The following is a 24,661-nucleotide window of genomic DNA, read 5'->3' on the forward strand; positions in this document are numbered from 1 at the left end:
TTGCATTCATCGACGCGGGGTGGAGCAGCTCGGTAGCTCGCTGGGCTCATAACCCAGAGGTCGCAGGTTCAAATCCTGTCCCCGCTACTGAAGACCGAGGGCCGGAATCCGAAAGGGTTCCGGCCCTCGGTGTGTCTACCGGCGGTGCCCTACCGCCTCCTCGTAGAGGGAGCGGTTCACTGTCTGGGACTGGGGGAGCGAGTCGCCTTCCGCTGCGCCCTGGGCGCGGTAGGCGGACTGGAGGCGGTCGGTCGTGCCGGTGCGGATTTCCCAGTCCATGCGGAGCGACGGTGTCGAGCGCGGGACCGTCTCGTCCGTCTTCAGGAGCTTCGCCAGGTATGTGACGAAGATCTCGTCCTTCTTGTAGTCGGTCGTGAAGTACGTGTTCACCGTGCGGATGTACGCCCGCAGCAGGGCCACACCCGCGTCCACGTCGTCGTTCAGCAGGCTCGGGCCGTAGAGCATGCCGCCCAGGGGCTCGCCGGGGGGCTGGCCGCCCAGGAGGGCGTAGCCGGGTTCGCCGTCGCCCCGGCGCCATACCGGGTCGAGCAGCCACGCGGAGTCGACGCCGCCGTTCTCCAGGGCCGTGAGGGCGTCGGCGGAGCCCAGTTGCTAGTAGCGGATCCGGTCGAGGCCGCTGCCGTGCCGCTCCAAGGCCTGCTCCATGGGGTAGGCGATCACGGAGCCCTTGCCGATCATCGTGCCGAGCTTCCGCTCGGCCATCCGGACGGCGGTCGCCGTCTCGCCGTCCTTCAGCCGGACCCACAGGCCGCTCTTGGACTCGGGGTCGGGCGAGAAGTTCCCCGCGACCCAGCGGATGGTGAAGCCGCCGCGGATGCCGTTCATGACGGCTGCCTCCGGTGCCGCCCAGAGCGCGTCGACCTCGTCTTTGGCCAGCAGCGGGAGGGCCCCGGGCGTCGGCAGCACCTTCAGCGTGACGTCCAGGCCCTCCTCGCCGAACTCGCCCTTGTCGAGGGCCACGCGCAGGGGCGCGACGTACTCGGCGCCGAGTGTGCCCGTCGCGATGGTCAGCCTGCGGGGCTCTGGGAGCCTCTGGGCGGGCGGGGAGCCCGGGTGGCAGCGGGCCGGGGTGCGGTCGGGGGCGAGGTCGGCGGGGTCCGTCCAGGAGCCGGCGCCGTAGCCCTCGACCGGGCGGACCGTGCGCGTTCCGGCGTCCGCTTTCGGCGTGGAGGTCCCGGATGACGACGACGAGCAGGCCGCCGAGACCAGTAGCGCGGTCGCGAGCAGGGCTGGACCGTACGTACGTCCCCTCATGACTGCCCCCGTCCCCGGTCGCGCGGAGCCCACGGGGTGAGCAGCCGGCCGACGAAGCGGACCAGCTCGGAGAAGGGCACGCCCAGGACGGCGACGCAGACGATGCCGACGAACATCACGTCGTTCTGGAAGGGGGCGCGGGAGTCGAAGACCAGATGGCCGAGGCCGTCGCTCGCGGCGATCTGTTCCGAGGCGACGATCACCAGGACCGCCACACCCGCCGCGATCCGCGCGCCGACCAGGACGGCGGGCAGGGAGGCCGGGAGCAGGACGTGGCGGAACATCTACCAGGGGGAGGCGCCGAAGACCCGCCCGGCGTCGCGGTGGCCGTCGGGGACCGCCATGACCGCCGACATCGTCGAGATCCAGACGAAGAAGAAGACCGTGGCCGTCACCAGGGCCACCCTGCGGGCCCTCGCCCAGGCCGAACATGTTCCGGAAGACGGGGAGCAGGGCCGGCTTCGGTACGACGTACAGGGCGTCCAGGAGCGGTTCCAGGGGGCCCGTGCCAGCGACAGCGAACCCATCAGTAAGCCCAGGAGGTGGCCCGCCGCAGTGCCGAGGGTGTAGCCGGCCAGGACACGCTTGAGCGTCGCCCACACGTCGGGCCACAGGTCACCGGCCGCGGCCCGGTCCCAGCCGTCGGCGAGGATCGTGGACGGCGCCGGGTAGACGCGGTCGTCGATCCAGCCCGGACCGCCGCCAGCTGCCAGAGCAGCACCAGAAGGAGGGGTACGGCCGCCGCGCACCGGCGACGTCGCGGGGGCCCAGGCGGCGGATCGGGACCGACGCCCTCGTCTCGGGAGCGACCGTGGTCATGCGGACACCGCCTCCTTGCGCAGCAGGTCCCACAGCTCGCTCTTCAGCGCGGTGAACTCGGGGGTGGCGCGGACGTCGCCGGTGCGCGGGCGCGGGAAGGGCGGGCGGTGTGCGGCGATGATCCGGCCCGGGCGGGCGGACATCACCAGGACGCGGTCGCCGAGGACGATCGCCTCCTCCAGGCTGTGGGTGATGAACAGGGTCGTGGTGCGCAGCGCCTGGGTGATCTCCAGCAGCGGCCAGGGCGCGGGCGATGGCGACGCGTTGCCGCATGCCGCCGGAGAGGGCCGCCGGGTAGGCGTGCGCGAAGTCGGCGAGGCCTGTGGGCCAGCCAGTCGGCGGCGCGGGCGTTCGCCTCCCGGCGTGGGACGCGCTGGACGTCGAGACCGAAGCGGACGTTGGCCTGGACGGTCTTTCAGTCGTAGATGCCGTAGTCCTGAAAGATCATGGCCGCCGGGCGCGGACTGGACGTGCGGATCTCCAGCGTGCCGGTGCTGGGCCGGAGCAGACCGGCGGCGATGCGCAGCAGGGTGGACTTGCCGCAGCCCGAGGGGCCGACGAGGCAGACGAACTCGCCCGGCGCGACGGTCAGGTCGAGGGGGCCGAGGGCGCCGCCCGCGCGAGGGCCCCGGCCGAAGGTGCGTGACAGGTCATGGGCGGTGACTTTCGGATACGGCTCTCCCGCTTCGGTCTCCTCGCGGAGTGCGGAACGGACTGGTGGGTGCCGCTGACCATATGACGACTCGTCAGATACGGGAAGTGTGCGGGCAGTGGGCCTGGCATGTGCGGGCATCGGGAAGCCCCGGCACCCATCGGTGCCGGGGCTCTCGCGTGCGAAGACTAGGCGGCCACGCAGTTCGGGCAGACGCCGCGGTACGTCACCTCGACGTCCGAGACCGTGAAGCCGAAGCGCTCCGAGTCGGGGAGGTCCGCCAGCGGGTTGCCCACCGGGTGCACGTCACGGATCGCGCCGCACTGGGCGCAGACCAGGTGGTGGTGCGGCTGGTGGGCGTTCGGGTCGTACCGCTTGGCGCGCTGGTCCGTGGAGACCTCGAGCACCTCGCCGAGCGACACGAGCTCGCCGAGTGTGTTGTAGACGGTCGCCCGGGAGATCTCGGGCAGCTTGGCGACGGCCCGGGCGTGGACCTCGTCGGCCGTCAGGTGGACGTGTTCGCCGTCGAGGACCTCGGCCACGACGCGCCGCTGCGCGGTCATCCGCCATCCGCGTCCGCGCAGCCGTTCCAGAAGGTCACTCATGGCCAACAGCCTAACAGCAAAGGGGACCAGGTCGCGAACAGGTGTGAAGTTAGAGTCCTACTTGTTTTAGACAATGTCTATTGTGGGATCGAGGATGACTTTGGCCGAGGGGCAGGAACGTTCAGGAATGGCACAGGAGGCACACGTGACGCAGGGACCGCTCACCACGGAGGCCGGTGCTCCGGTCGCCGACAACCAGAACAGCGAGACCGCGGGTGTGGGCGGCCCGGTGCTGGTCCAGGACCAGCTCCTGTTGGAGAAGCTCGCCCACTTCAACCGCGAGCGCATCCCGGAGCGTGTCGTGCACGCCCGTGGCGCCGGGGCCTACGGCACCTTCACGGTGACCGCCGACGTCACCCCGTACACGCGTGCCGCGTTCCTCTCCGGGACCGGCAAGCAGACCGAGGTCTTCCTGCGCTTTTCGACCGTGGCCGGCAACCTGGGGGCGGCGGACGCCGTCCGCGACCCGCGCGGCTTCGCGCTGAAGTTCTACACCGAGGAGGGCAACTACGACCTCGTCGGCAACAACACCCCGGTGTTCTTCATCAAGGACGCCATCAAGTTCCCGGACTTCATCCACACCCAGAAGCGCGACCCGTACACCGGCTCGACGGAGGCGGACAACGTCTGGGACTTCTGGAGCCTGTCGCCCGAGTCCACGCACCAGGTGACCTGGCTGTTCGGCGACCGCGGCATCCCCGCCTCGTACCGCCACATGGACGGCTTCGGCTCGCACACCTTCCAGTGGCGGAACGTGGCCGGTGAGGTCTTCTGGGTCAAGTACCACTTCAAGACCGACCAGGGCATCAAGAACCTCACGCAGGCCGAGGCCAACCGGCTGGCCGGTGAGGACCCCGACTCCCACCAGCGCGATCTGCGCGAGGCCATCGAGCGCGGTGAGTTCCCGTCCTGGACCGTGCAGGTGCAGATCATGCCGGAGGCGGACGCGGCGACGTACCGCTTCAACCCGTTCGACCTGACCAAGGTGTGGCCACACGCCGACTACCCGCCGATCGAGATCGGCAAGCTGGAGCTCAACCGCAACCCGGAGAACATCTTCGCCGAGGTCGAGCAGTCGATCTTCAGCCCCGCACACTTCGTGCCGGGCATCGGCCCGTCCCCGGACAAGATGCTCCAGGGCCGCCTCTTCGCGTACGGCGACGCCCACCGCTACCGCGTCGGCATCAATGCCGACCACCTGCCGGTGAACCGCCCGCACGCCACTGTGGCGCGCACCAACTCCCGTGACGGTCACCTCTACGACGGCCGCCACAAGGGCGCGAAGAACTACGAGCCGAACAGCTTCGGCGGCCCGTTCCAGACGGACCGTCCGCTGTGGTCCGCCACGGCCGTGAGCGGCGTGACGGGCAACCACCCGGCCCCGGTGCACGCCGAGGACGACGACTTCGTGCAGGCGGGCAACCTCTACCGGCTGATGGGCGAGGACGAGAAGGGACGCCTGATCGCCAACCTGGCGGGATTCATCGCCAAGGTCTCGCGGGACGACATCGTCGAGCGGGCGATCGACAACTTCCGTCAGGCCGACGGGGACTACGGAAAGCGGCTGGAGGTCGCGGTCCAGGCCCTGCGCGGCTGAACTCCAGCGCTGGACCGCTTGGGGCAGGGACGGCCCGGGCCCCTTCGGGGGCCTCCGGGCCGTCCCTGCTGTCAGGCGGGCACCTGCTGACGCGCCGGTGCCCAGCAGCGGATGATGTCGCGGACCGAGACGATGCCGGCGGGCTCGTCGCGGTCCAGCACGATGAGGTGACGGAAACCGCCGTGCGCCATGGCGCCGGCCGCCTCCTCCAGGGTCCAGGTCGGAGCGGCGAACACGACGTCGGTGGTGGTGTGGGCGTGGGCGCGTTCCGTGTCCGGATCCTGGCCCTGGCCCACGGAGATGAGGATGTCGCGTTCGGTGAGGATGCCGATGCCGCCGGCGTCGGGGTCGTGGACGATGGCCGCGCCGACCTTGCGGGCGGACATCAGCGCGGCGGCCTGGCGGAGGGTGTGGGTCGGGCCGATGGTGAGGACGACGGTGGTCATGGCGTCACGGACGAGCATGGATGGAGCCACCTCCTGGGAGTGTCCCGCCGTTTGTTCATGTTTTCACAAGTTCACAAGCGGGCGGACTCTCAGAGTGGCAGGCAAAGAGAGGGGCAACAAGGGGGCGCTCGGTAACAGCGGGCCTGTTCAGTAGCGCTGGTTGAGGTACCCCAGCAACTCGTCGTGCAGCAGGCCGTTCGACGCGGCCGCGTTGCCGCTGTGCGGGCCCGGGCGGGCGTCGAGTCCGGTGAAGGTGCCGCCGGCCTCCGTGACGATGATCGCGTTGGCGGCCATGTCCCAGAGCGACAGCTCCGGCTCGGCGCACATGTCGACGGCGCCCTCGGCGACCATCATGTACGGCCAGAAGTCGCCGTACGCGCGCGTGCGCCACACCTCGCGGGTGAGGTCCAGGAAGCCGTCCAGGCGGCCCTGCTCCTCCCAGCCGCTGAGCGAGGAGTACGCGAAGGAGGCGTCGGCGAGTTTTCCGACGCGGGAGACCTGGAGGCGGGTCGCCTTCGTGAGGCTGCGGCCGGAGAACGCGCCGTAGCCCTTCGCGGCCCACCAGCGGCGGCCGAGGGCGGGGGCGGAGACGACGCCGACGACGGGCTGGAAGCCGCCCTCGCCGGCTTCCATCAGGGAGATGAGGGTGGCCCAGACCGGGACGCCGCGTACGTAGTTCTTGGTGCCGTCGATCGGGTCGATCACCCAGCGGCGGGGGCCGGTGCCCTCGACGCCGTACTCCTCGCCGAGGATCGCGTCTCTGGGGCGGGCGCGGGCGAGCTGGCCGCGGATGAGTTCTTCGGCGGCCTTGTCCGCTTCGCTCACCGGGGTCAAGTCCGGTTTGGTCTCGACCTTGAGGTCGAGGGCCTTGAACCGGTCCGTCGTCGCGGCGTCGGCGGCGTCGGCGAGGACGTGGGCGAGACGCAGGTCGTCGAGATAGTCGGGCATGTAACGAACCTATCTGCCGAGGTGGGGGTGGGGCTACAGGGGGCTTGTGGGCCAAGCGGCACGACTGCCCGCAGTGACGCGGCCTGCGGCAGCGGAACGGCGACCCGGCCAAACCGCCGGAGGTACCCGCGTAGGTCGGCTCAAAGGCGCCCCCGCATGCGCTCGTGAACCCTTGACAGTGGTTTCGTGCGCGTCAAATCTGGGCGCAATGCCGCTCGCCCCAAGGGGAGGCGATGATGCCTGCAGCGCGGGAATCTCTACTGGACGCCGCTTACACGGCGCTGGCGCGCCGGCCGTGGTCCGCCGTACGGATGGTGGACGTGGCCGCGGCGGCAGGAGTGTCCCGGCAGACGCTGTACAACGAGTTCGGCGGCAAGGACGGCCTCGCCCGGGCGCTCGTACGGAGGGAGGCCGACGGATATCTCGCCGGCGTCGACCGCGCGCTCACCGCGCACAGCGACCCGCGCGACCGGCTCACCGCCACCGCCGAGTGGACCACCGCGGCGGCCCGCGAGAACGCCCTCGTCCGCGCCATGCTCACCGGCTGCTGGAGCGAACGGCTGCCGTCCCCGGCCCTGTCGGCCGTGCCCTCCACCTCCGTCGTACCGGCCCAGCGCCGCGCCGACGGCCCACTGCCTTCCCCCGGCGACTTCGTCGCCTTCGTCCGCGACCGTGCCGTCACCGCCCTGGCGGGATCCGGCACCCCCAAGTCCGACACCGCGGACCTCGCCCGCGCATGCGAACTCGCCGTCCGGCTCGCCCTGTCCTGCGTGGCCGCGCCACCCGGCGAGGGCGGCGTCGCCGCCCTGGTCCGCAGCGCCCTTCAGCGGCAGGCCGGCTGACAGGGCGTCAGTGCGCCGAACCCGACAACTGGAGCCCGACCACACCGATGATGACGAGGCTGATCGACACGATCTTCAGCGTCGACACCAGGTCGCCCAGGAACACCATGCCGTAGATCGCCGTGCCCGCCGCGCCGATACCGGTCCACACGGCGTAGGCGGGACCCACATCGAGTCTCTTCAGCGCCAGGGTCAGCAGGCCGAAGCTGCCGAGGGCGAAGACGCAGAACGCGATCGTCGGCCAGAGCCGTGTGAAACCGTGCGACAGCTTCAGACACACGGCGAAGCCGGTCTCCAGCAATCCCGCCACTATGACCAGCAGCCACGCCATGAGTCGTTCCTCCCGTATCCCACGTTCAGCGACCGCTTAGTCAGTTGGAGCGTGTACGCCAGATTTTTCAGCTTCTGGTCGGTCTTGCGTCCGGCTTGGTGCGATTATGCACTTACCGTCCACACGCCAAGACAAACAACGCGGAGGTCAGTCGCCTTCCTTCCGCTCCCGCGTGGCCAGCAGCCGCCGCAGCGAGTACAGCCGCGCCGGATCCGCGTGCCCCTCCGCCACCCACGCGTCCAGCGCGCAGTCGGGCTCGTCATGGCTGCACGCGCGCGGGCAGCCCTCGGTGCCCGGCTCCAGGTCGGGGAAGGCGTGGATGACCTGGGCAGGGTCCACGTGGTGCAGCCCGAAGGACCGTAGGCCCGGCGTGTCGATCACCCAGCCGTCGCTGCCCGACAGCGGCAGGGCAAGCGCCGAGGTGGTGGTGTGCCGGCCGCGGCCCGTCACCGCGTTCACATGTCCCGTCGTACGCCGTTGCTCCTGTGGCACCAGCGCGTTGACCAGGGTCGTCTTGCCGACACCGGAGTGGCCGACGAACGCGGTGATCTTGCCGTCGAGCTGCTCGCGTACGCGGGCGACGGCGGTGCCGCTTTGGAGTTCCTCGCGGCTGGTGACGACGTAGGGGATGTCGAGGTGCCCGTACAGCTCCAGCAGCTTGTCGGGCGGGGCGAGGTCCGACTTGGTCAGGACCAGCAGCGGGTCCAGGCCGCCGGCGTAGGCCGCGACCAGGCAGCGGTCGATCAGCCGCGGGCGGGGCTCGGGGTCGGCCAGGGCGGTGACGACGGCCAGCTGGTCGGCGTTGGCGACGACCACGCGCTCGTACGGGTCGTCGTCGTCCGCCGTGCGACGGAGTACGGACGTCCGTTCCTCGATGCGGACGATCCTCGCGAGTGAGTCCTTCCTTCCGGACAGGTCGCCGACGAGCGCCACGCGGTCGCCGACCACCGCCGCCTTGCGGCCCAGCTCGCGGGCCTTCATCGCCATCACCACACGGTCCTCGACGAGGCAGGTCAGGCGGCCCCGGTCGACCGTGAGGACGAGACCCTCGGCGGCGTCCTCGTGCTTGGGCCGGATGTTCGTCCGGGGCCGGGTGTTCCGGCGGCCGGGACGGGTGCGGATGTCGTCCTCGTCGGTGTGCTTGCCGTAGCGGCGCATGACCTGATCCCCGCGTCCTACGCCCCGAGCATCCCGGTCCACAGGTCGGGGAAGTCGGGCAGGGTCTTGGCCGTCGTCGCCACGTTCTCGATCTGCACTCCGTCGACCACCAGGCCGAGGATCGCGCCGGCCGTGGCCATGCGGTGGTCGTCGTACGTGTGGAAGATCCCGCCGTGCAGTCGGCGCGGGCGGATGTGCAGACCGTCGGCGGTCTCCGTGACGTCACCGCCGAGTTCGTTGATCTCCTTGGTCAGCGCCGCCAGGCGGTCCGTCTCGTGCAGCCGCAGATGGGCCACGCCGCGCAGGGTCGACGGGGAGTCCGCGAGGGCCGCGACCGCCGCGATGCCCGGCGTCAGCTCGCCGACCTCGCTCAGGTCGACGTCGATGCCGTGGATCGAGCCGGAGCCGGTGAACACGAGCCCGAACTCGGTCAGTTCGCAGGAGCCGCCCATCTCGGTGAAGATCTCGCGCAGCCGGTCACCGGGCTGGGTGGTGCGGGCCGGCCAGTCCGGGATGACGACCCGGCCGCCGGTCACCAGCGCGGCCGCCAGGAACGGCTGGGCGTTGGACAGGTCCGGCTCGATCGTCAGGTCGCGGCCGAGCAGGGCGCCGGGCGTGACCCGCCAGACGTTCGGTTCGCCGCCCGACTCGGGTGTGTCCACCTGGGCGCCGACCGCGCGCAGCATGTCGACGGTCATGCGGATGTGCGGCATGGAGGGCAGCGTGGCGCCGGTGTGGCGGACCTCGACGCCCTGGTTGAAGCGCGGGCCGGACAGCAGCAGGGCGCTCACGAACTGCGACGAGGAGGACGCGTCGATGGCGACCGGGCCGCCGTCCAGGGCGCCGCTGCCGTGCACGGTCAGCGGCAGCGCGCCACGGCCGTCGTCGTCGATCCGGGCGCCGAGCTGACGCAGCGCGTCGATGACTCCGTTCAGGGGACGCTCGTAGGAGCGGGGGTCGCCGTCGAAGCGGACGGGACCGTCGGCGAGCGCGGCGACCGGCGGCAGGAACCGCATCACCGTGCCGGCGTTGCCGACGTCGACCGTGGCCGGGCCGCGCAGGCCCGTGGGGATCACACGCCAGGCCTCGCCGGTGCCGTCCGGGCCGACGCCTTCCTCGATCTCGATGCCCATGGCGCGCAGCGCGGCTGCCATCAGCAGCGTGTCGCGGGAGCGCAGCGGGCGGCGCAGCCAGCCCGGTTCGGAGGCGAGGGAGGCGAGGACGAGGGCGCGGTTGGTGACCGACTTGGACCCGGGCACGTGGACCGTCGCGTCGACGGCTCCGCTCGCGTGCGGGGCGGGCCAGAGGGCGGTGTCTGCGGTGTTCGGGGCCATGGGCCCCACTTTATAAGGAGGCCGTCGCTCGGGTGCGGTGCCGTGGGGCTGGTCGCGCCCAGGCGGCGGGGCCGCACGTCGGCGCAGTCCCGCGCCCGGTGCGGCTGCGCCCCTTCGGGGCGCGTCACAAGTCCAGCAGCCAGCGCCCGCCCCCTATCAGGGAGCACAGCGACACCGCATGGAAAAGAAACAGCCACAACGCCGCCGGCACATGCGTCAGGCGCGACAACTGGTCCGCGTCCGAGTCCCCCGCCCCGCCCCGCGCCCGCTTGGCCTGGAGCTCGAACGCCGGACGCACCCCGCCGATCAGCAGGAACCACACCACCACGTACGCGAACGCCGCCTGTACCTGAGGGCCGGCCAGCCAGGACACCAGGACGAACAGGCCGCCGGTGACGATCATGGTGAGGGCGCCGTAGGCGTTGCGGATCATCACGAGCATGGCCAGCAGCAGGGCCGTGGCCAGCCACAGCAGGAGCGTGATGCGGTCGGAGCCCAGCAGGGCCGCGCCGCCGAGGCCCAGCAGGGGCGGGGCGGTGTAGCCGGAGGCCGCGGTGAGGATCATGCCGATGCCGTACGGCTTGCCGCGGCTGACGGTCAGGCCGCTGGTGTCCGAGTGCAGCCGTATGCCGGTGAGGGTGCGGCCGGTGAGCAGGGCCACGAGCCCGTGTCCGCCCTCGTGAGCGATGGTGATGGCGTTGCGGGAGATACGCCACAGGCCGTGCAGGATCACCACGGCGAGCGCGACTGCCAGGGTCGCGATCACCACCCAGAGGTCGGGCTCGGGCTGCGTGCCGGAGACCTCGTCCCAGAGGGAGGCGAGGGAGGCGGTTGCGGTGCTGTCCATGTGCGGCGTTGGCTCCCTGTGGGCGAATGGAATCTGGCAGTGTGGCACGTATGTGCGGACGGTATGCAGCGAGTCGTAGGCCAGAGGATCTCGCAGGAATCTTTGAGATCGAGAAGTGGGAGCCCGAGGAGACTCTGGAGCCCGACTACAACGTGGCGCCCACCAAAGAGGTCTACGCCGTCCTCGACCGCCCTCTGAAAGACGCGGACGACCCGCGCCCGGTTCGGCAGCTGCGCAAGCTGAAGTGGGGGCTCGTCCCGTCCTGGTCGAAGACCCCCGAGGGCGGCGCCCGGATGATCAACGCCCGCGCGGAGACCGTCCACGAGAAGCCGTCCTACCGCCGCGCCTTCACCTCCCGGCGCTGCATCGTGCCCGCCGACGGCTACTACGAGTGGGTCACCGGCAGGCAGGAACGCGAGCTGGAGGTCGAGGGCAAGAAGAAGCGGCCGCGCAAGCAGCCCTACTTCGTGACACCGGCGGACGGGTCGGTCTTCGCGATGGCCGGGCTGTACGAGTTCTGGCGGGACAAGACACTGCCGGACGACCACCCGCAGGCCTGGTGGGTGACGTGCTCCGTCATCACCACCGAGGCCGAGCAGAGCCCGCTGGCGGTGTCCCCGGCGGACGGTCCGCGGACTCTGGCCGAAATCCACCCCCGGATGCCGCTGATGCTGACGCCCGAGCGCTGGGACACCTGGCTGGACCCCTCCCGCACGGACGCCGACGACCTGCGCGAGCTGCTCGCCCCGCCGCCCGCCGGGCTGATGCGCGCCTACCCCGTCACCACGGCCGTCAGCAACGTCCGCAACAACGGCCCCGAGCTGCTCAAGGAGCTGGAAGGGCCCGAAGAGGGCACACTCTTCTGACGTGAGTTCCGACACGACCGAGATCGTCGAGACCGACGCCGGCCCCGCCCGTATCACCTGGCACGAGGCGAAGAAGGCCCGGCTGGTGCTCGCCGTCAGCCACGGCGCAGGCGGCGGCATCGAGGCCCGCGACCTGCAGGCCCTGGCCGCCGTCCTGCCCGCCCACGGCGTCACCGTGGCCCGCGTGGAGCAGCCCTGGCGGGTGGCCGGGAAGAAGCTGGCCCCCGCGCCCAGGACCCTGGACCTCGGCTGGCGCGGCATCTGGCCCGCGCTGGCCGAGCCCGGACTGCCGGTGATCTCCGGCGGCCGCAGCGCCGGGGCCCGCGTGGCCTGCCGTACCGCCGGCGAACTCGGCGCCCACGCGGTCCTCGCCCTTGGCTTTCCCCTGCACCCGCCCGGCAAGCCCGAGAAGTCCCGCGCCGCCGAGCTGCTGGGTTCCGGGGTGCCCGCCCTGGTCGTCCAGGGCGGGAACGACCCGTTCGGGAAGCCCGAGGAGTTCCCCGAGGGGCCGTACGAGCTCGTCGAGGTGCCGTACGGCGATCACGGCTTCGCCGTCCCCAAGCGCGCGGAGATCACGCAGGACGAGGCAGTGGCGGTCATCACGGACGCGGTCGTGGGGTGGACCGGGTCACTCGGGTAAAGCTCCGGGAATGCCGGGGCGGCGAGCACTGTTGTGCGGGACGTACGTGCTGGAGACCAGCGCCGACGCCGTAGGAGAGGAAGTCCGCCGCATGGGTTCGATCTACTGCCCGAGCCGCAGCAGCCGCCCCGACCTGGACTGGACGGTGCTGCACGCGGCCAGGACCGCACCCATTCGGGCGGCGGGCGGACCGGATCGTCGTCTATCCTCCGATTCGGGTGAGACCGGTCTCGGTCTCACGAGAACACTGGAGGAGGTGGGTCCGGTCACTGGGACCGACGCAGGGACCGAACACGGCCAGGCGGAGCAGCCCGAGGGCCAGGGTGGCACGGGCGCGGAGACGGCCGCGGAGCGCAACGCGCGCTTCGAGCGGGACGCGCTCGAGTTCCTCGACCAGATGTACTCGGCCGCGCTGCGCATGACGCGCAACCCGGCCGACGCCGAGGACCTGGTGCAGGAGACGTATGCCAAGGCGTACGCGTCCTTCCACCAGTTCCGCGAGGGCACCAATCTCAAGGCGTGGCTGTACCGGATCCTCACCAACACCTTCATCAACTCGTACCGCAAGAAGCAGCGTGAACCGCAGCGCTCCGCGGCCGAGGAGATCGAGGACTGGCAGCTCGCCCGTGCCGAGTCGCACATGTCGACGGGCTTGCGCTCCGCGGAGTCGCAGGCGCTCGATCACCTGCCCGACTCGGACGTGAAGGCAGCGCTCCAGGCGATCCCCGAAGAGTTCCGCATCGCCGTGTATCTCGCGGACGTCGAGGGCTTTGCGTACAAGGAGATCGCCGACATCATGGGGACACCCATCGGTACGGTGATGTCCCGGCTGCACCGGGGACGCCGTCAGCTGCGCGGCATGCTGGAGGACTACGCCCGTGACCGCGGAATGGTCCCGGCCGGCGCCGGAGAGTCGAACGAAGCGAAAGGCTCGGGGTCATGAGCTGCGGAGAGCCGCACGAGACGGATTGCAGCGAAATCCTCGATCATCTCTACGAGTTCCTCGACCGTGAGATGCCGGACTCGGACTGCGTGAAGTTCGAGCACCACTTCGAGGAATGCTCGCCCTGTCTGGAGAAGTACGGGCTCGAGCAGGCCGTGAAGAAGCTGGTCAAGCGCTGCTGCGGGCATGACGACGTGCCGGGCGACCTGCGCGACAAGGTCATGGGGCGGATCGAGCTGATCCGCTCCGGCCAGGCCGTCCCCGAGCAGGACGTCACGGCCTCGCCTGCCACGCCGCAGGAATCCTGATACTCCTGCGCTTTTCAACTACCCCGCCTCTCAAGGGGTAGTCATCCTCGAACGCATCACTCGAACGTGCTAACCCGCGGGTTATCGGCCCGCGGAGCCCCTGTCGGCGTCCTAGGCTCCGGGCCTGACGGACATGGCCGGGGGAGGGGTGCATGGAAGCGGTACCGGTGCGGGCACGGGTGTTCGTCGCCTGCGTCGCCGTCGCCGCCCTCCTCTGTCTGCTGCCGCTGCCGGACGTCCACACGCCCTGGTGGGCCGTGGCGCTGCTCGCCGCGCTGTACGCGGGCTGCGAGCGCGTCGCCCGGTCCCGGTTCGTCGGGATCTCCCATCCGGCCGGGACCTTCTCCCCCGTGCTGCTCGCCGGTGCCTTCCTGCTGCCCGCGCCCGCCGCCGCCCTGGTGGCCGTGCCCGGTGCGCTGCTCTCGCACGTCGAGCAGCGGCCCGTGGCGCTGCGCCGGGTCTGGCGGGCCGCCCAGCTCGTCCTCGGCGTATGGGCCGCGGCCCGGGTGCACTGGGCGCTCGGCGGGCGGGACGCGGTCGTCGCGGGCGACGTCCCCTACGCGCTCGGACCGGCCGGGGCGGCCGTGCTGGCGTTCTGCCTGGTGCTGGCGCTGCTGGACGGCGGGATCCTGGCCCTGGCCGAGCGGGTGCCGGTACGGCGGGCCTGGCGGGGACTGGTGGCGCGCTCCCTCGCGCCCATCGCCGTGCACGGACTGGCCGGGCTGATGATGGCCGTGCTGTGGCGCAGCCCGTACGGTCCCGTGGCCGCGCTGCTCGTGCTGCTGCCGATGTGCGTCTCCTGGTGGGCCTTCGCGCAGTACCACCGGGAACGGGCCGCCCATCAGGCGACCATCCGGGCGCTGGTCCAGGCCGTCGACATCAAGGACGGCTACACGCGCGGGCACAGCGAGCGCGTCGGGCAGGCCTCCATGATGATCGCGCGCGAGCTGGGCATGGACGACGAGCGAGTCGAGGTGCTCCGCTTCGCCGGGATCCTGCACGACGTCGGCAAGCTGGGCGTCCCCACCCGGCTGCTCAGGAAGGACGGGCCGCTCACGCCCGAGGAGCGGCGGGTGATCGAGCTGCACCCCGAGTACGGGCACGAGATGGTGCGCGGCATCGGCTTCCTCGGGGAGGCCCGCGCCGCCGTGCTGCACCACCACGAACGGCTGGACGGCACCGGGTACCCCTACGGCCTGATGGGCAGCCAGATCCCGGAATCCGCCCGTGTCGTGGCGGTCGCGGACGCCTTCGACGCCATGACCTCCACACGGAGCTACAGCAGGGCCCGGCCCGTCGCGGTCGCCCTGGCGGAACTGAAGCGGTGCTCCGGCAGCCAGTTCGACCCGGTGATGGTCGCGGCTCTCGTGGAGGCCGTCGGCCGGGCCGGGTGGCGCCCCGCCGTGACCGCCGACGACGTCCACCCGCCCCGGATTCCGCCGCCCGGCGCACCCGTCTCCAGCCGGCCGGGAGCACACCGGTGAGCGCGTACCGCCCGCCGCCGCTGTTCACACTCGTCCACGCCTGTGCCGCCCTCCTCGCCGCAGGGTCCCTCGCCGTCACCCTCTACAACGGGCTGGAGGAACGTGGGGTCGCCCTCGCCTTCGGTGTCCTCGTCACCGTCGGGGAGCTCGCCCGGCGCAACGGTGCGCAGGTCAGGGAGCCGGCGCCGCTCGGGGCCGCCGCGGCCCTGTCGTACGCGCTGCTCGGCGAGGCCGGCGGGCGGGCCACGCACCACGGCCTCGCCCAGGTCGTCGCCGTCGTGCTGGCCGCCTCGCTGCTCGGCAGCGTGCCGCACGTGGCGCGCGGGCAGGGACCCACGCTCGACCATCTGGCGCGCCGGGTGCTCACCGCCGGGTTCGTCGCCGTGTGCTTCCAGCCCCCCTACAACCGGGGCACGTTCGACGACTGGGGCGGCCCCGCCTACGCGCTGCTGCTGCTCGCGCTGCTGTCCCTGACCGCGCTGTGCGACGCCGTGCTCGCCGCCGCGCTGGCCCACTCCCGCACCGGCTGGCCCTTCGGGCCGGTGCTGAGGGACGAGCTGCGGGCCGTGTGCGGCATCGGCTCCGCCGTCATCGCGACCGGGGCGGTGATGGCCCTGGCGGTCGCCGTCGTGGGCCTGTGGGCGCTGCCCGTCTTCTCCGTGCCGCTGCTGCTCGCCCAGATGTCGTTCCGGCGGTACGCCGCCGTCCGGGCGACCTACCGGCAGACCATCGCCTCCCTCGCCCGGGCCACCGAGGTCGCGGGGTACACCCCCTGCGGGCACGCCCGCCGCGTCGCCGCGCTCAGTCAGGCCGTGGGGCGTGACCTGGGCCTCACCGAGCCCGAGCTGGCCGTGCTGGAGTACGCCGCGCTCATGCACGACATCGGCCAGCTGAGCCTCGTCGACCCGGTGCCGGCGGGCGCCACCGCGGGCCTGCCCGCCGCGGAACAGCGGCGGATCGCGCTGCTCGGCGCAGCGGTCGTACGGCAGACGGGCGTCGACGAGGCGGTCGCCGTGGTCGTGGAGCGGCAGGCCGACCCCTACGCGGAGCAGCCGCCGGCCGCGCGGATCGTCCGGGCCGTGAACGCGTACGAGGAGAAGTCCCGGGAAGGCGGTCCCGGCGGACCACTGACGGCGCTGGAGGAACTCCGCCTCGCCACCGCCGGGGAGTACGCCCCGGAGGTGGTGGAATCGCTGGCCCGGGTACTGTCCAGGAGCAGTCTGACCTTGCCCATGACTGGGTAACCCATGGGTAATGAGCGCCCCGGAGGCCGTACGTGGTTGGATGCGAAGAAGAAGGTGTCCGGGGGCTCGAAACACAGCTACGGCCAGCCCACCGCACGGAACTGGCAGGCGGGAATCGTGAGGATCTTCGGCAAGGGACGGCACCGGCCCTCCGCCTCCTGGCGGCAGGCCACAGACCGGGCGTTCACGCTCATCGGCGACGGCCGGTACGAGGACGCCGGCGCACTGTTGACACGTGCCGCCGACCTGGAGCCCTGGCTGTCCGAGTCCTGGTTCAACCTCGCCCTGCTGCACAAGTTCCGGCACGACTGGGAGCAGGCGCGGGCGGCGGGCCTCAGGGCCGTGGCGCTGCTCGACCGGGACACAGGCGCGCCCGACTGGTGGAACGTCGGCATCGCCGCGACCGCCCTCCAGGATTGGCCGCTGGCCCGGCGCGCCTGGCAGGCCTACGGGCTGCGGGTGCCGGGGCCGGCCAACGACTCCGGTGAGCCCGTCGGCATGGACCTCGGCAGCGCGGCCGTACGGCTGTCCCCGGAGGGGGAGGCCGAGGTCGTGTGGGGACGGCGGCTGGATCCCGCGCGGATCGAGGTGCTGTCCATTCCGCTGCCGTCGTCGGGGCGGCGCTGGGGTGAGGTCGTGCTGCACGACGGCGTGCCGCACGGGGAGCGGACCACGGCCGCCGGGCACACGTACCCGGTGTTCGACGAGATCGAGCTGTGGGCGCCGTCGCCGGTGCCGACGTGGGTGGTGCTGCTGGAGGCGGCGACCGAGGCGGACCGGGACGCGCTGGAGCAGCTCGCCGCGGATGCCGGGTTCGCCGCGGAGGACTGGTCTTCTTCGGTGCGGTTGCTGTGCCGGATGTGCTCCGAGTCACGGATGCCGTCCGATGAGGGCGACGGGGAGCATCTCGATCCGCATGATCACAGTGAGCCGGGGCATCCCGGGCCGCTGGGGCATCGGACGGACGGGCAGCTGTGGGTTCCCGAGCGGGAGTGCGGGCTGGCTGCGCCGGCTTCGCTTGTGAGGGGGCTGCTGGACGGGTGGGTGGCCGACAGTCCGGATTCCCGGGACTGGCGGGATCTGGAAGAGGTCTGCTAGGTCCTGCTTCCCCCGTACCCTGTATCAGCATCCCAGCTTGGATTTGTTCAGGAAGGCGTACGTAACGTCATGGCTCAGCAGGACACCGATCAGCAGCGCGCGGGCGTGCTCCCCGTCGATGACGAGGGGTACGTGATCGACACGGAGGACTGCGAGGAGCGCGAGGCGGCCTGGCGGGAGCGGGGGACCTCGCGGCCGATCACGGTGGTCGGGAACCCGGTGCTGCACAAGGAGTGCAGGGACGTCACCGAGTTCGGCGACGAGCTGCAGCAGCTGGTGGCGGACATGTTCGCGAGCCAGCGCACCGCCGAGGGTGTGGGCCTGGCCGCCAACCAGATCGGCGTCGACCTGAAGGTCTTCGTCTACGACTGCCCGGACGACGAGGGCGTCCGGCACACCGGCGTCGTCTGCAACCCCAGGCTCGTCGAACTGCCCGCCGAGAAGCGCCGGCTGGACGACAGCAACGAGGGCTGCCTGTCGGTGCCGACCGCGTACGCGCCGCTCGCCCGGCCCGACTACGCCGAGGTGACCGGGCAGGACGAGAAGGGCAACTCGATCCGGGTGCGCGGCACCGGATACTTCGCTCGGTGTTTGCAGCACGAGACCGACCACCTGTACGGCTACCTGTACATCGACCGCCTCTCCAAGCGTGAACGCAAGGACGCGCTGCGGCAGATGGCCGAGAACGAGCCCCGGTACCCCGTCGTCGCGAACGACTGATACCCCACGATCACCAGGCGAACGGCGTCTGTTCGGGTTTCCCACCCTGGACAGGCGCCGTTCGTCTGCGTCGTTCGCCTGTCCGTCGCACGTTCGATCGCTTCCGCTCTCCTGGTGATCCGGTACTAGTCACTCAACGGGAGGTTCCCGGCACTATGGGGTAGCGAATGAAGCAAATGCGGTCCCAGGACGGTCAGTTGTAGTGCTGAATGGGGGGAGCGGGACATGCAACGGCGCACGCCCGGCACGGAAGGAGGGGCGCCCGCGCCAACTGGCGGCTGAGAGGGGTTAGTTCGTGCATGCTTTGTCACACGGCACCACATCGACACCGACCACCATCGCAGTTCCACCGTCGCTCTCCCTTCAGGTGATCGAGGCGGCGTTTCCCCGGCAACTCCACCCGTATTGGCCGAAGTGCCAGGAGAAGACCCGGGCGTGGCTGCTCGAAAAGCGGCTCATGCCTGCGGACAAGGTGGAGGCATATGCCGACGGCCTGTGCTACACGGACCTCATGGCCGGGTACTACATCGGCGCCTCCGACGAGGTCATGCAGGCGATCGCGGACTACAGCGCCTGGTTCTTCGTCTGGGACGACCGTCACGACCGCGACATCGTGCACGGCCGCCCGGTCGCCTGGCGGCGGCTGCGGGACCAGTTGCACACGGCCCTCGACTCACCCGGGGAGCACCTGCACCACGAGGACCCACTGGTCGCGGGGTTCGCCGACAGCGTGCTGCGGCTGTACGTCTTCCTGCCGGCGACGTGGAACCTCCGGTTCGCCCGGCACTTCCACGAGGTGATCGACGCGTACGACCGGGAGTTCCACAACCGCACCCACGGAATCGTGCCCACGGTCGCGGAATATCTCCGGTTGCGCCGGCTCACCTTTGCCCACTGGATCTGGACGGATCTGCTGGAGCCGACCGCGGGATGCGAACTCCCCGACGCCGTGCGAAAACACCCGGCATATCGGCGGGCCGCGCTGCTGAGCCAGGAGTTCGCCGCTTGGTACAACGATCTCTGCTCGCTGCCGAAAGAATTAGCGGGCGACGAGGTGCACAATCTAGGAATCAGTCTCATCGCCCATGAGGGGCTGACCCTGGAACAGGCGGTCGCGGAAGTCAGGAACCGTGTCGAGAATTGCATCACGGAATTCCTCGACGTCGAAAAGGAAGCATTACGGTTCGCCGACGACCTCGCCGACGGCACCGTGCGGGGGAAGGAACTCAGCGCCGCCGTGCGGGTCTGTCTGGGAAATATGCGGAACTGGTTCAGTTCCGTCTACTGGTTCCATCACGAGTCCGGCCGGTACATGGTCGACAGCTGGGACGACCGGTCCACGCCCCCGTACGTCAACAACGAAGCGGCAGGTGAGAAATGACCGTCGAGTCTGTGAAGCCTGAAGCCCCTGTGGTTCCTCAGCTGCGTGAACCGCCCCGGGCGGGCGGCGGTGTCCCCGTCCTGGGGCACGGCTGGAAGCTGGTGCGCGACCCGCTGGCGTTCATGTCCCGGCTGCGCGACCACGGCGACGTGCTCCGCCTGAAGCTCGGGCCGAAGACGGTCTACGCCGTCACCACCCCGGCCCTCACCGGCGCCCTGGCGCTGAGCAACGACTTCGTCATCGCCGGGCCGCTGTGGGAGTCCCTGGAGGGCCTGCTCGGCAAGGAGGGCGTGGCCACGGCGAACGGCCCGCGGCACCGGCGCCAGCGGCGCACCATCCAGCCCGCCTTCCGGCTCGACGCCATCCCCGCCTACGGGCCGATCATGGAGGAGGAGGCGCACGCGCTCACCGAGCGCTGGAAGCCCGGCGAGACCATCGACTGCACCTCCGAGTCCTTCCGGGTGGCCGTGCGCATCGCGGCCCGCTGCCTGCTGCGCGGCGACTACATGGACGAGCGGGCGGAGCGGCTGTGCGTCGCGCTCGCCACCGTCTTCCGCGGGATGTACCGGCGGATGGTGGTGCCGCTCGGGCCGCTCTACAAGCTGCCGCTCCCGGCCAACCGCGAATTCAACCGGGCATTGGCCGATTTGCATCTCCTGGTGGACGAGATCGTCGCCGAGCGCCGCGCATCCGGTCAAAAGCCGGACGATTTGCTGACGGCATTGCTGGAGGCGACGGACGAGAATGGCGATCCCATCGGGGAACAGGAGATCCACGACCAGGTCGTCGCGATCCTCACCCCCGGCAGCGAAACCGTCGCCTCCACGATCATGTGGCTGCTGCATATGCTCGCGGAACACCCTGAACAGGCGGACAGGGTGCGTGACGAAGTAGAAGCGGTCACCGGTGGGAGGCCGGTGGCATTTGCGGATGTCCAAGGACTCAGGCACACCAACAATGTCGTCGTCGAGTCCATGCGCTTGAGCCCGGCCGTGTGGATTCTGACGCGGCGCGCGGTACGGGACACGGAACTCGGCGGATACCGGATTCCGGCCGGGGCGGACATCGTCTACAGCCCGTACGCGATCCAGCGCGATGCGAAGTCGTACGAGCGGCACCTGGAGTTCGACCCCGACCGCTGGCTTCCGGACCGGGTCAAGGACATCCCCAAGCACGCCATGAGCCCGTTCAGCGTGGGCAACCGCAAGTGCCCGAGCGACCACTTCTCGATGGCCCAGCTGACGCTGATCACGGCGGCGCTGGCCACCAAGTACCGCTTCGAGCAGGTGGCCGGCTCGAACGACGGCACCCGGGTCGGCATCACACTGCGGCCGCACGACCTGCTGCTGCGGCCGGTGCCGAGGTGAGCGGGGGAGAGGGCCAGGCCGCTTCGGGGCCCCCGAAGGTCCGCTGGTAGGCGTCCGGCGTCGGGACCACGGCCCGGACGAAGCGGTGGCGCGGCGCGGCCGCGTTGCCGAACCCTGTTCGACCGGCGAACGCGTCCATCTTCTCGTCCGTCGCTTCCAGCAGCCGCTGGGCCGGCAGCACGCGCTGGCGCAGGATCCAGCGGTGGGTTGGTGATCCCGGTCTGCTGGAAGCGACGGGCGAGGCTCGCGGGTACTGCCGGGCTCAGGGAGGCCCAGGAGACCCGCGCAGGTGTGTCGGCTCAGAAGTCCTCGTCCAGGTCGACGGTGCCCTCCACCGCCACCTGGTACGCGGAGGGCCGCCGCTCGAAGAAGTTGGTCAGCTCCTGAACCCCCTGGAGCTCCATGAAGGAGAAGGGGTTCTCGGAGCCGTACACCGGAGCGAAGCCCAGGCGGGTGAGCCGCTGGTCGGCGACGCACTCCAGGTACTGCCGCATCGACTCGGTGTTCATGCCCGGCAGGCCGTCACCGCACAGGTCGCGCGCGAACTGCAGCTCGGCCTCGACGGCCTCGCGGAGCATGTCCGTCACCTGCTGCTGGAGCAGGTCGTCGAACAGCTCCGGCTCCTCCTTGCGGACGGTGTCGACCACGTCGAAGGCGAACGACATGTGCATCGTCTCGTCGCGGAACACCCAGTTGGTGCCGGTGGCCAGACCGTGCAGCAGGCCCCGGCTGCGGAACCAGTAGACGTAGGCGAAGGCACCGTAGAAGAACAGGCCCTCGATGCACGCGGCGAAGCAGATCAGGTTGAGCAGGAAGCGGCGCCGGTCGGCCTTGCTGTCCAGCCGGTCGATCTTCTCCACCGAGTCCATCCACGTGAAGCAGAACTCGGCCTTCTCGCGGATGGAGGGGATGTTCTCGACGGCGGCGAAGGCGGCGGCACGGTCCTCCGGGTCGGGGAGGTAGGTGTCCAGCAGGGTCAGGTAGAACTGGACGTGCACCGCCTCCTCGAAGAGCTGACGGCTCAAGTACAGCCGCGCCTCGGGGGAGTTGATGTGCTTGTACAGCGTCAGCACCAGGTTGTTCGCGACGATCGAGTCACCCGTGGCGAAGAAGGCGACCAGCCGGCCGATCAGGTGCTGCTCGGCGGGTGACAGCTTGGCGAGGTCGGTGACGTCCGAGTGGAGGTCGACCTCCTCCACCGTCCAGGTGTTCTTGATGGCGTCCCGGTAGCGCTCGTAGAAGTCCGGGTAACGCATCGGGCGGAGAGTCAGCTCGAAGCCGGGGTCGAGAAGGTTTTGGGTGGTCATTATTGGCAGGCCTCGCAGGACTCGGGGTTTTCCAGGGAGCAGGCGACGGCGTCTTCGGGCGCCGCCTGCTGCACGGGGACGGTGCCCTGGGCGGCGCGGGCGATGCGGGTCGCCGGGCGCGAGCGCAGGTAGTACGTGGTCTTCAGCCCGGACTTCCAGGCGTAGGCGTACATCGAGGAGAGCTTGCCGATGGTCGGCGTCTCCAGGAAGAGGTTCAGGGACTGGGACTGGTCCAGGAACGGGGTCCTGGCCGCCGCCATGTCGATCAGGCCGCGCTGCGGGATCTCCCACGCCGTGCGGTACAGGGCGCGTACGTCCTCCGGGATCCAGGCGAAGTCCTGCACCGAGCCGTTCGCCTCGCGCAGGGCCTCCCGGCTGCGGGCATCCCAGACGCCGAGCCGCTTCAGCTCCTCCACCAGGTAGGAGTTGACCTGGAGGAACTCACCCGACAGCGTCTCGCGCTTGAACAGGTTGGACACCTGCGGCTCGATGCACTCGTACACGCCCGCGATGGAGGCGATCGTGGCCGTCGGTGCGATGGCGAGGAGCAGGGAGTTGCGCATGCCGGTCGCGGCGATGCGCTCGCGCAGGACTGCCCAGCGCTCCGGCCAGGCCGGCTCCACGTCGTAGTGGTCGGGATGGAGCACGCCCCTGGCGGTACGGGTCTTCTCCCAGGCGGGCAGTGGTCCGTTGCGCTCGGCCAGGTCGGCGGAGGCCTCGTACGCGGCGAGCATGATGCGCTCGGCGATACGGGTGGAGAGCGCCTTGGCCTCCGGCGAGTCGAAGGGCAGGCGCAGCTTGAAGAAGACGTCCTGCAGGCCCATGGCTCCCAGGCCCACGGGACGCCACCTGGCGTTGGAACGGCCCGCCTGCTCGGTCGGGTAGAAGTTGATGTCCACGACCCGGTCGAGGAACGTGACGGCCGTACGGACGGTCTCGTCCAGCCGCTCCCAGTCGATGTCCCCGCCGGCCTGGTCGACGAGCGCGCCGAGGTTGACCGACCCCAGGTTGCAGACCGCCGTCTCCCCGTCGCTGGTGACCTCCAGGATCTCCGTGCAGAGGTTGGAGGAGTGGACGACGTGGCCCGGCTCGGCCGTCTGGTTGGCGGTGCGGTTGGCGGCGTCCTTGAAGGTCATCCAGCCGTTGCCGGTCTGCGCGAGGGTGCGCATCATGCGGCCGTACAGCTCGCGGGCGGGCAGGGTCTTCCTGGCGAGACCCTTCGCCTCGGCCGCCCGGTAGGCGGCGTCGAACTCCTCGCCCCACAGGTCGACCAGCTCGGGCACGTCGCAGGGGGAGAACAGCGACCACTGCGCGTCGGCGTTCACCCGCCGCATGAACTCGTCGGGCACCCAGTGCGCGAGGTTCAGGTTGTGCGTGCGGCGCGCGTCCTCGCCGGTGTTGTCGCGCAGCTCCAGGAACTCCTCGATGTCCGAGTGCCAGGTCTCCAGGTAGACCGCGGCGGCGCCCTTGCGGCGGCCGCCCTGGTTCACGGCGGCGACCGAGGCGTCGAGGGTCTTCAGGAACGGGACGATGCCGTTGGAGTGGCCGTTGGTGCCGCGGATCAGCGAACCGCGCGCACGGATACGGGAGTACGCGATTCCGATACCGCCGGCGTGCTTCGACAGCCGGGCCACCTGGTGGTACCGGTCGTAGATGGAGTCCAGCTCGTCCTTGGGGGAGTCGAGGAGGTAGCAGGACGACATCTGGGGGTGCCGCGTGCCGGAGTTGAAGAGGGTGGGGGAGGAGGGGAGGTAGTCGAGGCGGCTCATGAGCCCGTAGAGCGCGGCGACTTCGTCCAGTGCGCGAGCGGTGTCGTCCTCGGCGAGACCGGCGGCGACGCGGAGCATGAAGTGCTGTGGCGTCTCGATCACGCGACGGGTGATCGGGTGCCGGAGCAGGTAACGGCTGTGGAGCGTGCGCAGGCCGAAGTAGCCGAAGCGGTCGTCGGCGGCCGTGTCGATCAGGGCGTCGAGACGGGCGGCGTGGATGCGTACGAACTCGGCGGTCCGGTCGGCGATGAGGCCCTCCCGGTGCCCGACCGCGACGGACTCGGTGAAGCATGTGACGCCCTGCGAGGCGGCCTCGGCGCGGATGCCGATCGTCAGCAGGCGCGCGGCCAGCCGGGAGTAGGCGGGATCCTCGGAGATGAGGCCGGCGGCCGCCTCCGTCGCCAGATCGCGCAACTCCGACTCGTCGGCCCGCGCGGACCGGCCGCGCAGCGCGGCGGCGGCGACCCGGCCGGGGTCGGTGTCGGGGAGGTCGGCGGTCAGCTCGGTCAGGGTCCGCAGCAGCGCGGCACCGGGACCGTCGTGCTCTTTTTCGGCGGCTGAGACCGGATCGGCTGGCGCGATGGTCACGTGGGGCTCTCCCTCGCTCGGCACGGGGGCCTCGCGCAGGGCAGGGGCAGCACACGAGCACACGCGGCGTCGCGTCCACCGGCCCATTCCAC

General features: G+C 70.6%; 21 protein-coding genes, 1 tRNA gene and 4 pseudogenes. 13 read left to right on the forward strand and 13 right to left on the reverse strand.

Features of this window, described 5'->3' with window-relative positions; all coding sequences use genetic code 11:
• Positions 1 to 13: 13 nt before the first annotated feature.
• Positions 14 to 87 (forward strand) — tRNA-Met (locus ACIBNA_RS27155).
• A 48-nt stretch (positions 88 to 135) separates the two neighbouring features.
• On the opposite strand, the pseudogene ACIBNA_RS27160 reads toward ACIBNA_RS27155, so the two are convergent.
• The 4 genes and pseudogenes from ACIBNA_RS27160 to ACIBNA_RS27175 all read right to left on the reverse strand — a co-directional run bounded on the left by ACIBNA_RS27160 (position 136) and on the right by ACIBNA_RS27175 (position 3,351).
• Positions 136 to 1,275: pseudogene (locus ACIBNA_RS27160) on the reverse strand (ABC transporter substrate-binding protein).
• Positions 1,272 to 2,094 (reverse strand): annotated as a pseudogene (locus ACIBNA_RS27165) (ABC transporter permease). The pseudogenes ACIBNA_RS27160 and ACIBNA_RS27165 overlap by 4 nt, the downstream one beginning before the upstream one ends.
• Positions 2,091 to 2,887 (reverse strand): annotated as a pseudogene (locus ACIBNA_RS27170) (ABC transporter ATP-binding protein). The pseudogenes ACIBNA_RS27165 and ACIBNA_RS27170 overlap by 4 nt, the downstream one beginning before the upstream one ends.
• A 47-nt stretch (positions 2,888 to 2,934) precedes the next feature.
• Positions 2,935 to 3,351, reverse strand: coding sequence for a Fur family transcriptional regulator (locus ACIBNA_RS27175; RefSeq protein WP_399167774.1), 417 nt, complete (start codon positions 3,349 to 3,351; stop codon positions 2,935 to 2,937).
• A 127-nt stretch (positions 3,352 to 3,478) separates the two neighbouring features.
• On the opposite strand from ACIBNA_RS27175, the gene ACIBNA_RS27180 reads away from it, so the two are divergent.
• Positions 3,479 to 4,948: a catalase gene (locus tag ACIBNA_RS27180; RefSeq protein ID WP_399167776.1), complete on the forward strand. Its 1,470-nt coding sequence runs from the start codon at positions 3,479 to 3,481 to the stop codon at positions 4,946 to 4,948.
• Between the two features lie 71 nt (positions 4,949 to 5,019).
• Here ACIBNA_RS27180 and ACIBNA_RS27185 read toward each other — a convergent pair whose 3' ends face one another.
• Both ACIBNA_RS27185 and hisN read right to left on the reverse strand, forming a co-directional pair.
• Complete coding sequence (locus ACIBNA_RS27185) at positions 5,020 to 5,412, reverse strand: cyclic nucleotide-binding/CBS domain-containing protein (protein ID WP_399167778.1); 393 nt, start codon at positions 5,410 to 5,412, stop codon at positions 5,020 to 5,022.
• A gap of 129 nt (positions 5,413 to 5,541) precedes the next feature.
• Positions 5,542 to 6,342, reverse strand: coding sequence for a histidinol-phosphatase (gene hisN / locus ACIBNA_RS27190; protein WP_399167780.1), 801 nt, complete (start codon positions 6,340 to 6,342; stop codon positions 5,542 to 5,544).
• Between the two features lie 233 nt (positions 6,343 to 6,575).
• Between hisN and ACIBNA_RS27195 the strand changes: the two genes are divergently transcribed.
• Positions 6,576 to 7,184 (forward strand): TetR/AcrR family transcriptional regulator, encoded by a 609-nt coding sequence (locus tag ACIBNA_RS27195; protein WP_399167782.1) that lies wholly within the window; start codon positions 6,576 to 6,578, stop codon positions 7,182 to 7,184.
• Between the two features lie 7 nt (positions 7,185 to 7,191).
• Here the strand turns inward: ACIBNA_RS27195 and ACIBNA_RS27200 are convergent, their stop codons facing one another.
• From ACIBNA_RS27200 to ACIBNA_RS27215, 4 genes are all read right to left on the reverse strand, one after another.
• Complete coding sequence (locus ACIBNA_RS27200) at positions 7,192 to 7,515, reverse strand: DMT family transporter (protein ID WP_399167783.1); 324 nt, start codon at positions 7,513 to 7,515, stop codon at positions 7,192 to 7,194.
• 147 nt (positions 7,516 to 7,662) lie between these two features.
• The gene (rsgA, locus tag ACIBNA_RS27205; protein WP_399167785.1) at positions 7,663 to 8,673 is read right to left on the reverse strand and encodes a ribosome small subunit-dependent GTPase A; all 1,011 of its coding nucleotides are present in this window, start codon (positions 8,671 to 8,673) and stop codon (positions 7,663 to 7,665) included.
• 17 nt (positions 8,674 to 8,690) lie between these two features.
• Positions 8,691 to 10,007, reverse strand: a complete 1,317-nt coding sequence (aroA, locus tag ACIBNA_RS27210; RefSeq protein ID WP_274819327.1) for a 3-phosphoshikimate 1-carboxyvinyltransferase — start codon at positions 10,005 to 10,007, stop codon at positions 8,691 to 8,693.
• A 124-nt stretch (positions 10,008 to 10,131) separates the two neighbouring features.
• Positions 10,132 to 10,854, reverse strand: a complete 723-nt coding sequence (locus tag ACIBNA_RS27215) for a M50 family metallopeptidase (RefSeq protein WP_399167787.1) — start codon at positions 10,852 to 10,854, stop codon at positions 10,132 to 10,134.
• Positions 10,855 to 10,904: 50 nt separating this feature from the next.
• Between ACIBNA_RS27215 and ACIBNA_RS27220 the strand changes: the two genes are divergently transcribed.
• The 10 genes from ACIBNA_RS27220 (at position 10,905) to ACIBNA_RS27265 (ending at position 20,905) form a co-directional block, all read left to right on the forward strand.
• A complete protein-coding gene (locus tag ACIBNA_RS27220; protein ID WP_399167789.1) occupies positions 10,905 to 11,720 on the forward strand; it encodes an SOS response-associated peptidase in 816 nt (271 codons plus the stop codon).
• A gap of 1 nt (position 11,721) precedes the next feature.
• Positions 11,722 to 12,360, forward strand: coding sequence for an alpha/beta family hydrolase (locus tag ACIBNA_RS27225; protein WP_399167791.1), 639 nt, complete (start codon positions 11,722 to 11,724; stop codon positions 12,358 to 12,360).
• A 256-nt stretch (positions 12,361 to 12,616) separates the two neighbouring features.
• Positions 12,617 to 13,303: an RNA polymerase sigma factor SigR gene (gene sigR, locus ACIBNA_RS27230; protein ID WP_059416549.1), complete on the forward strand. Its 687-nt coding sequence runs from the start codon at positions 12,617 to 12,619 to the stop codon at positions 13,301 to 13,303.
• Positions 13,300 to 13,611 (forward strand): mycothiol system anti-sigma-R factor, encoded by a 312-nt coding sequence (gene rsrA, locus ACIBNA_RS27235; protein ID WP_033314427.1) that lies wholly within the window; start codon positions 13,300 to 13,302, stop codon positions 13,609 to 13,611. The genes sigR and rsrA overlap by 4 nt, the downstream gene beginning before the upstream one ends.
• Positions 13,612 to 13,763: 152 nt before the next feature.
• Complete coding sequence (locus tag ACIBNA_RS27240) at positions 13,764 to 15,095, forward strand: HD-GYP domain-containing protein (RefSeq protein WP_399167792.1); 1,332 nt, start codon at positions 13,764 to 13,766, stop codon at positions 15,093 to 15,095.
• Positions 15,092 to 16,339, forward strand: coding sequence for an HD-GYP domain-containing protein (locus ACIBNA_RS27245; protein ID WP_399167794.1), 1,248 nt, complete (start codon positions 15,092 to 15,094; stop codon positions 16,337 to 16,339). Before ACIBNA_RS27240 ends, ACIBNA_RS27245 begins: the two co-directional genes overlap by 4 nt.
• A gap of 117 nt (positions 16,340 to 16,456) precedes the next feature.
• Positions 16,457 to 17,437 (forward strand): hypothetical protein, encoded by a 981-nt coding sequence (locus ACIBNA_RS27250; protein ID WP_274822165.1) that lies wholly within the window; start codon positions 16,457 to 16,459, stop codon positions 17,435 to 17,437.
• Between the two features lie 69 nt (positions 17,438 to 17,506).
• The gene (def, locus tag ACIBNA_RS27255) at positions 17,507 to 18,157 is read left to right on the forward strand and encodes a peptide deformylase (RefSeq protein ID WP_399167796.1); all 651 of its coding nucleotides are present in this window, start codon (positions 17,507 to 17,509) and stop codon (positions 18,155 to 18,157) included.
• 295 nt (positions 18,158 to 18,452) lie between these two features.
• Positions 18,453 to 19,538, forward strand: coding sequence for an epi-isozizaene synthase (gene cyc1, locus ACIBNA_RS27260; protein WP_399167797.1), 1,086 nt, complete (start codon positions 18,453 to 18,455; stop codon positions 19,536 to 19,538).
• Positions 19,535 to 20,905: a cytochrome P450 gene (locus ACIBNA_RS27265; RefSeq protein ID WP_399167799.1), complete on the forward strand. Its 1,371-nt coding sequence runs from the start codon at positions 19,535 to 19,537 to the stop codon at positions 20,903 to 20,905. The genes cyc1 and ACIBNA_RS27265 overlap by 4 nt, the downstream gene beginning before the upstream one ends.
• On the opposite strand, the pseudogene ACIBNA_RS27270 reads toward ACIBNA_RS27265, so the two are convergent.
• The 3 genes and pseudogenes from ACIBNA_RS27270 to ACIBNA_RS27280 all read right to left on the reverse strand — a co-directional run.
• Positions 20,859 to 21,156: pseudogene (locus ACIBNA_RS27270) on the reverse strand (helix-turn-helix domain-containing protein); the annotation flags it as partial. The gene ACIBNA_RS27265 and the pseudogene ACIBNA_RS27270 sit on opposite strands and share 47 nt — an antisense overlap.
• 48 nt (positions 21,157 to 21,204) lie before the next feature.
• Positions 21,205 to 22,212, reverse strand: a complete 1,008-nt coding sequence (locus ACIBNA_RS27275) for a ribonucleotide-diphosphate reductase subunit beta (RefSeq protein WP_399167802.1) — start codon at positions 22,210 to 22,212, stop codon at positions 21,205 to 21,207.
• Positions 22,212 to 24,569, reverse strand: coding sequence for a ribonucleoside-diphosphate reductase subunit alpha (locus ACIBNA_RS27280; RefSeq protein ID WP_399167804.1), 2,358 nt, complete (start codon positions 24,567 to 24,569; stop codon positions 22,212 to 22,214). Before ACIBNA_RS27280 ends, ACIBNA_RS27275 begins: the two co-directional genes overlap by 1 nt.
• Between the last annotated feature and the right edge of the window lie 92 nt (positions 24,570 to 24,661).

It is taken from the genome of Streptomyces sp. NPDC050164, assembly GCF_044459945.1.
Lineage (GTDB): Bacteria > Actinomycetota > Actinomycetes > Streptomycetales > Streptomycetaceae > Streptomyces > Streptomyces coeruleorubidus_A.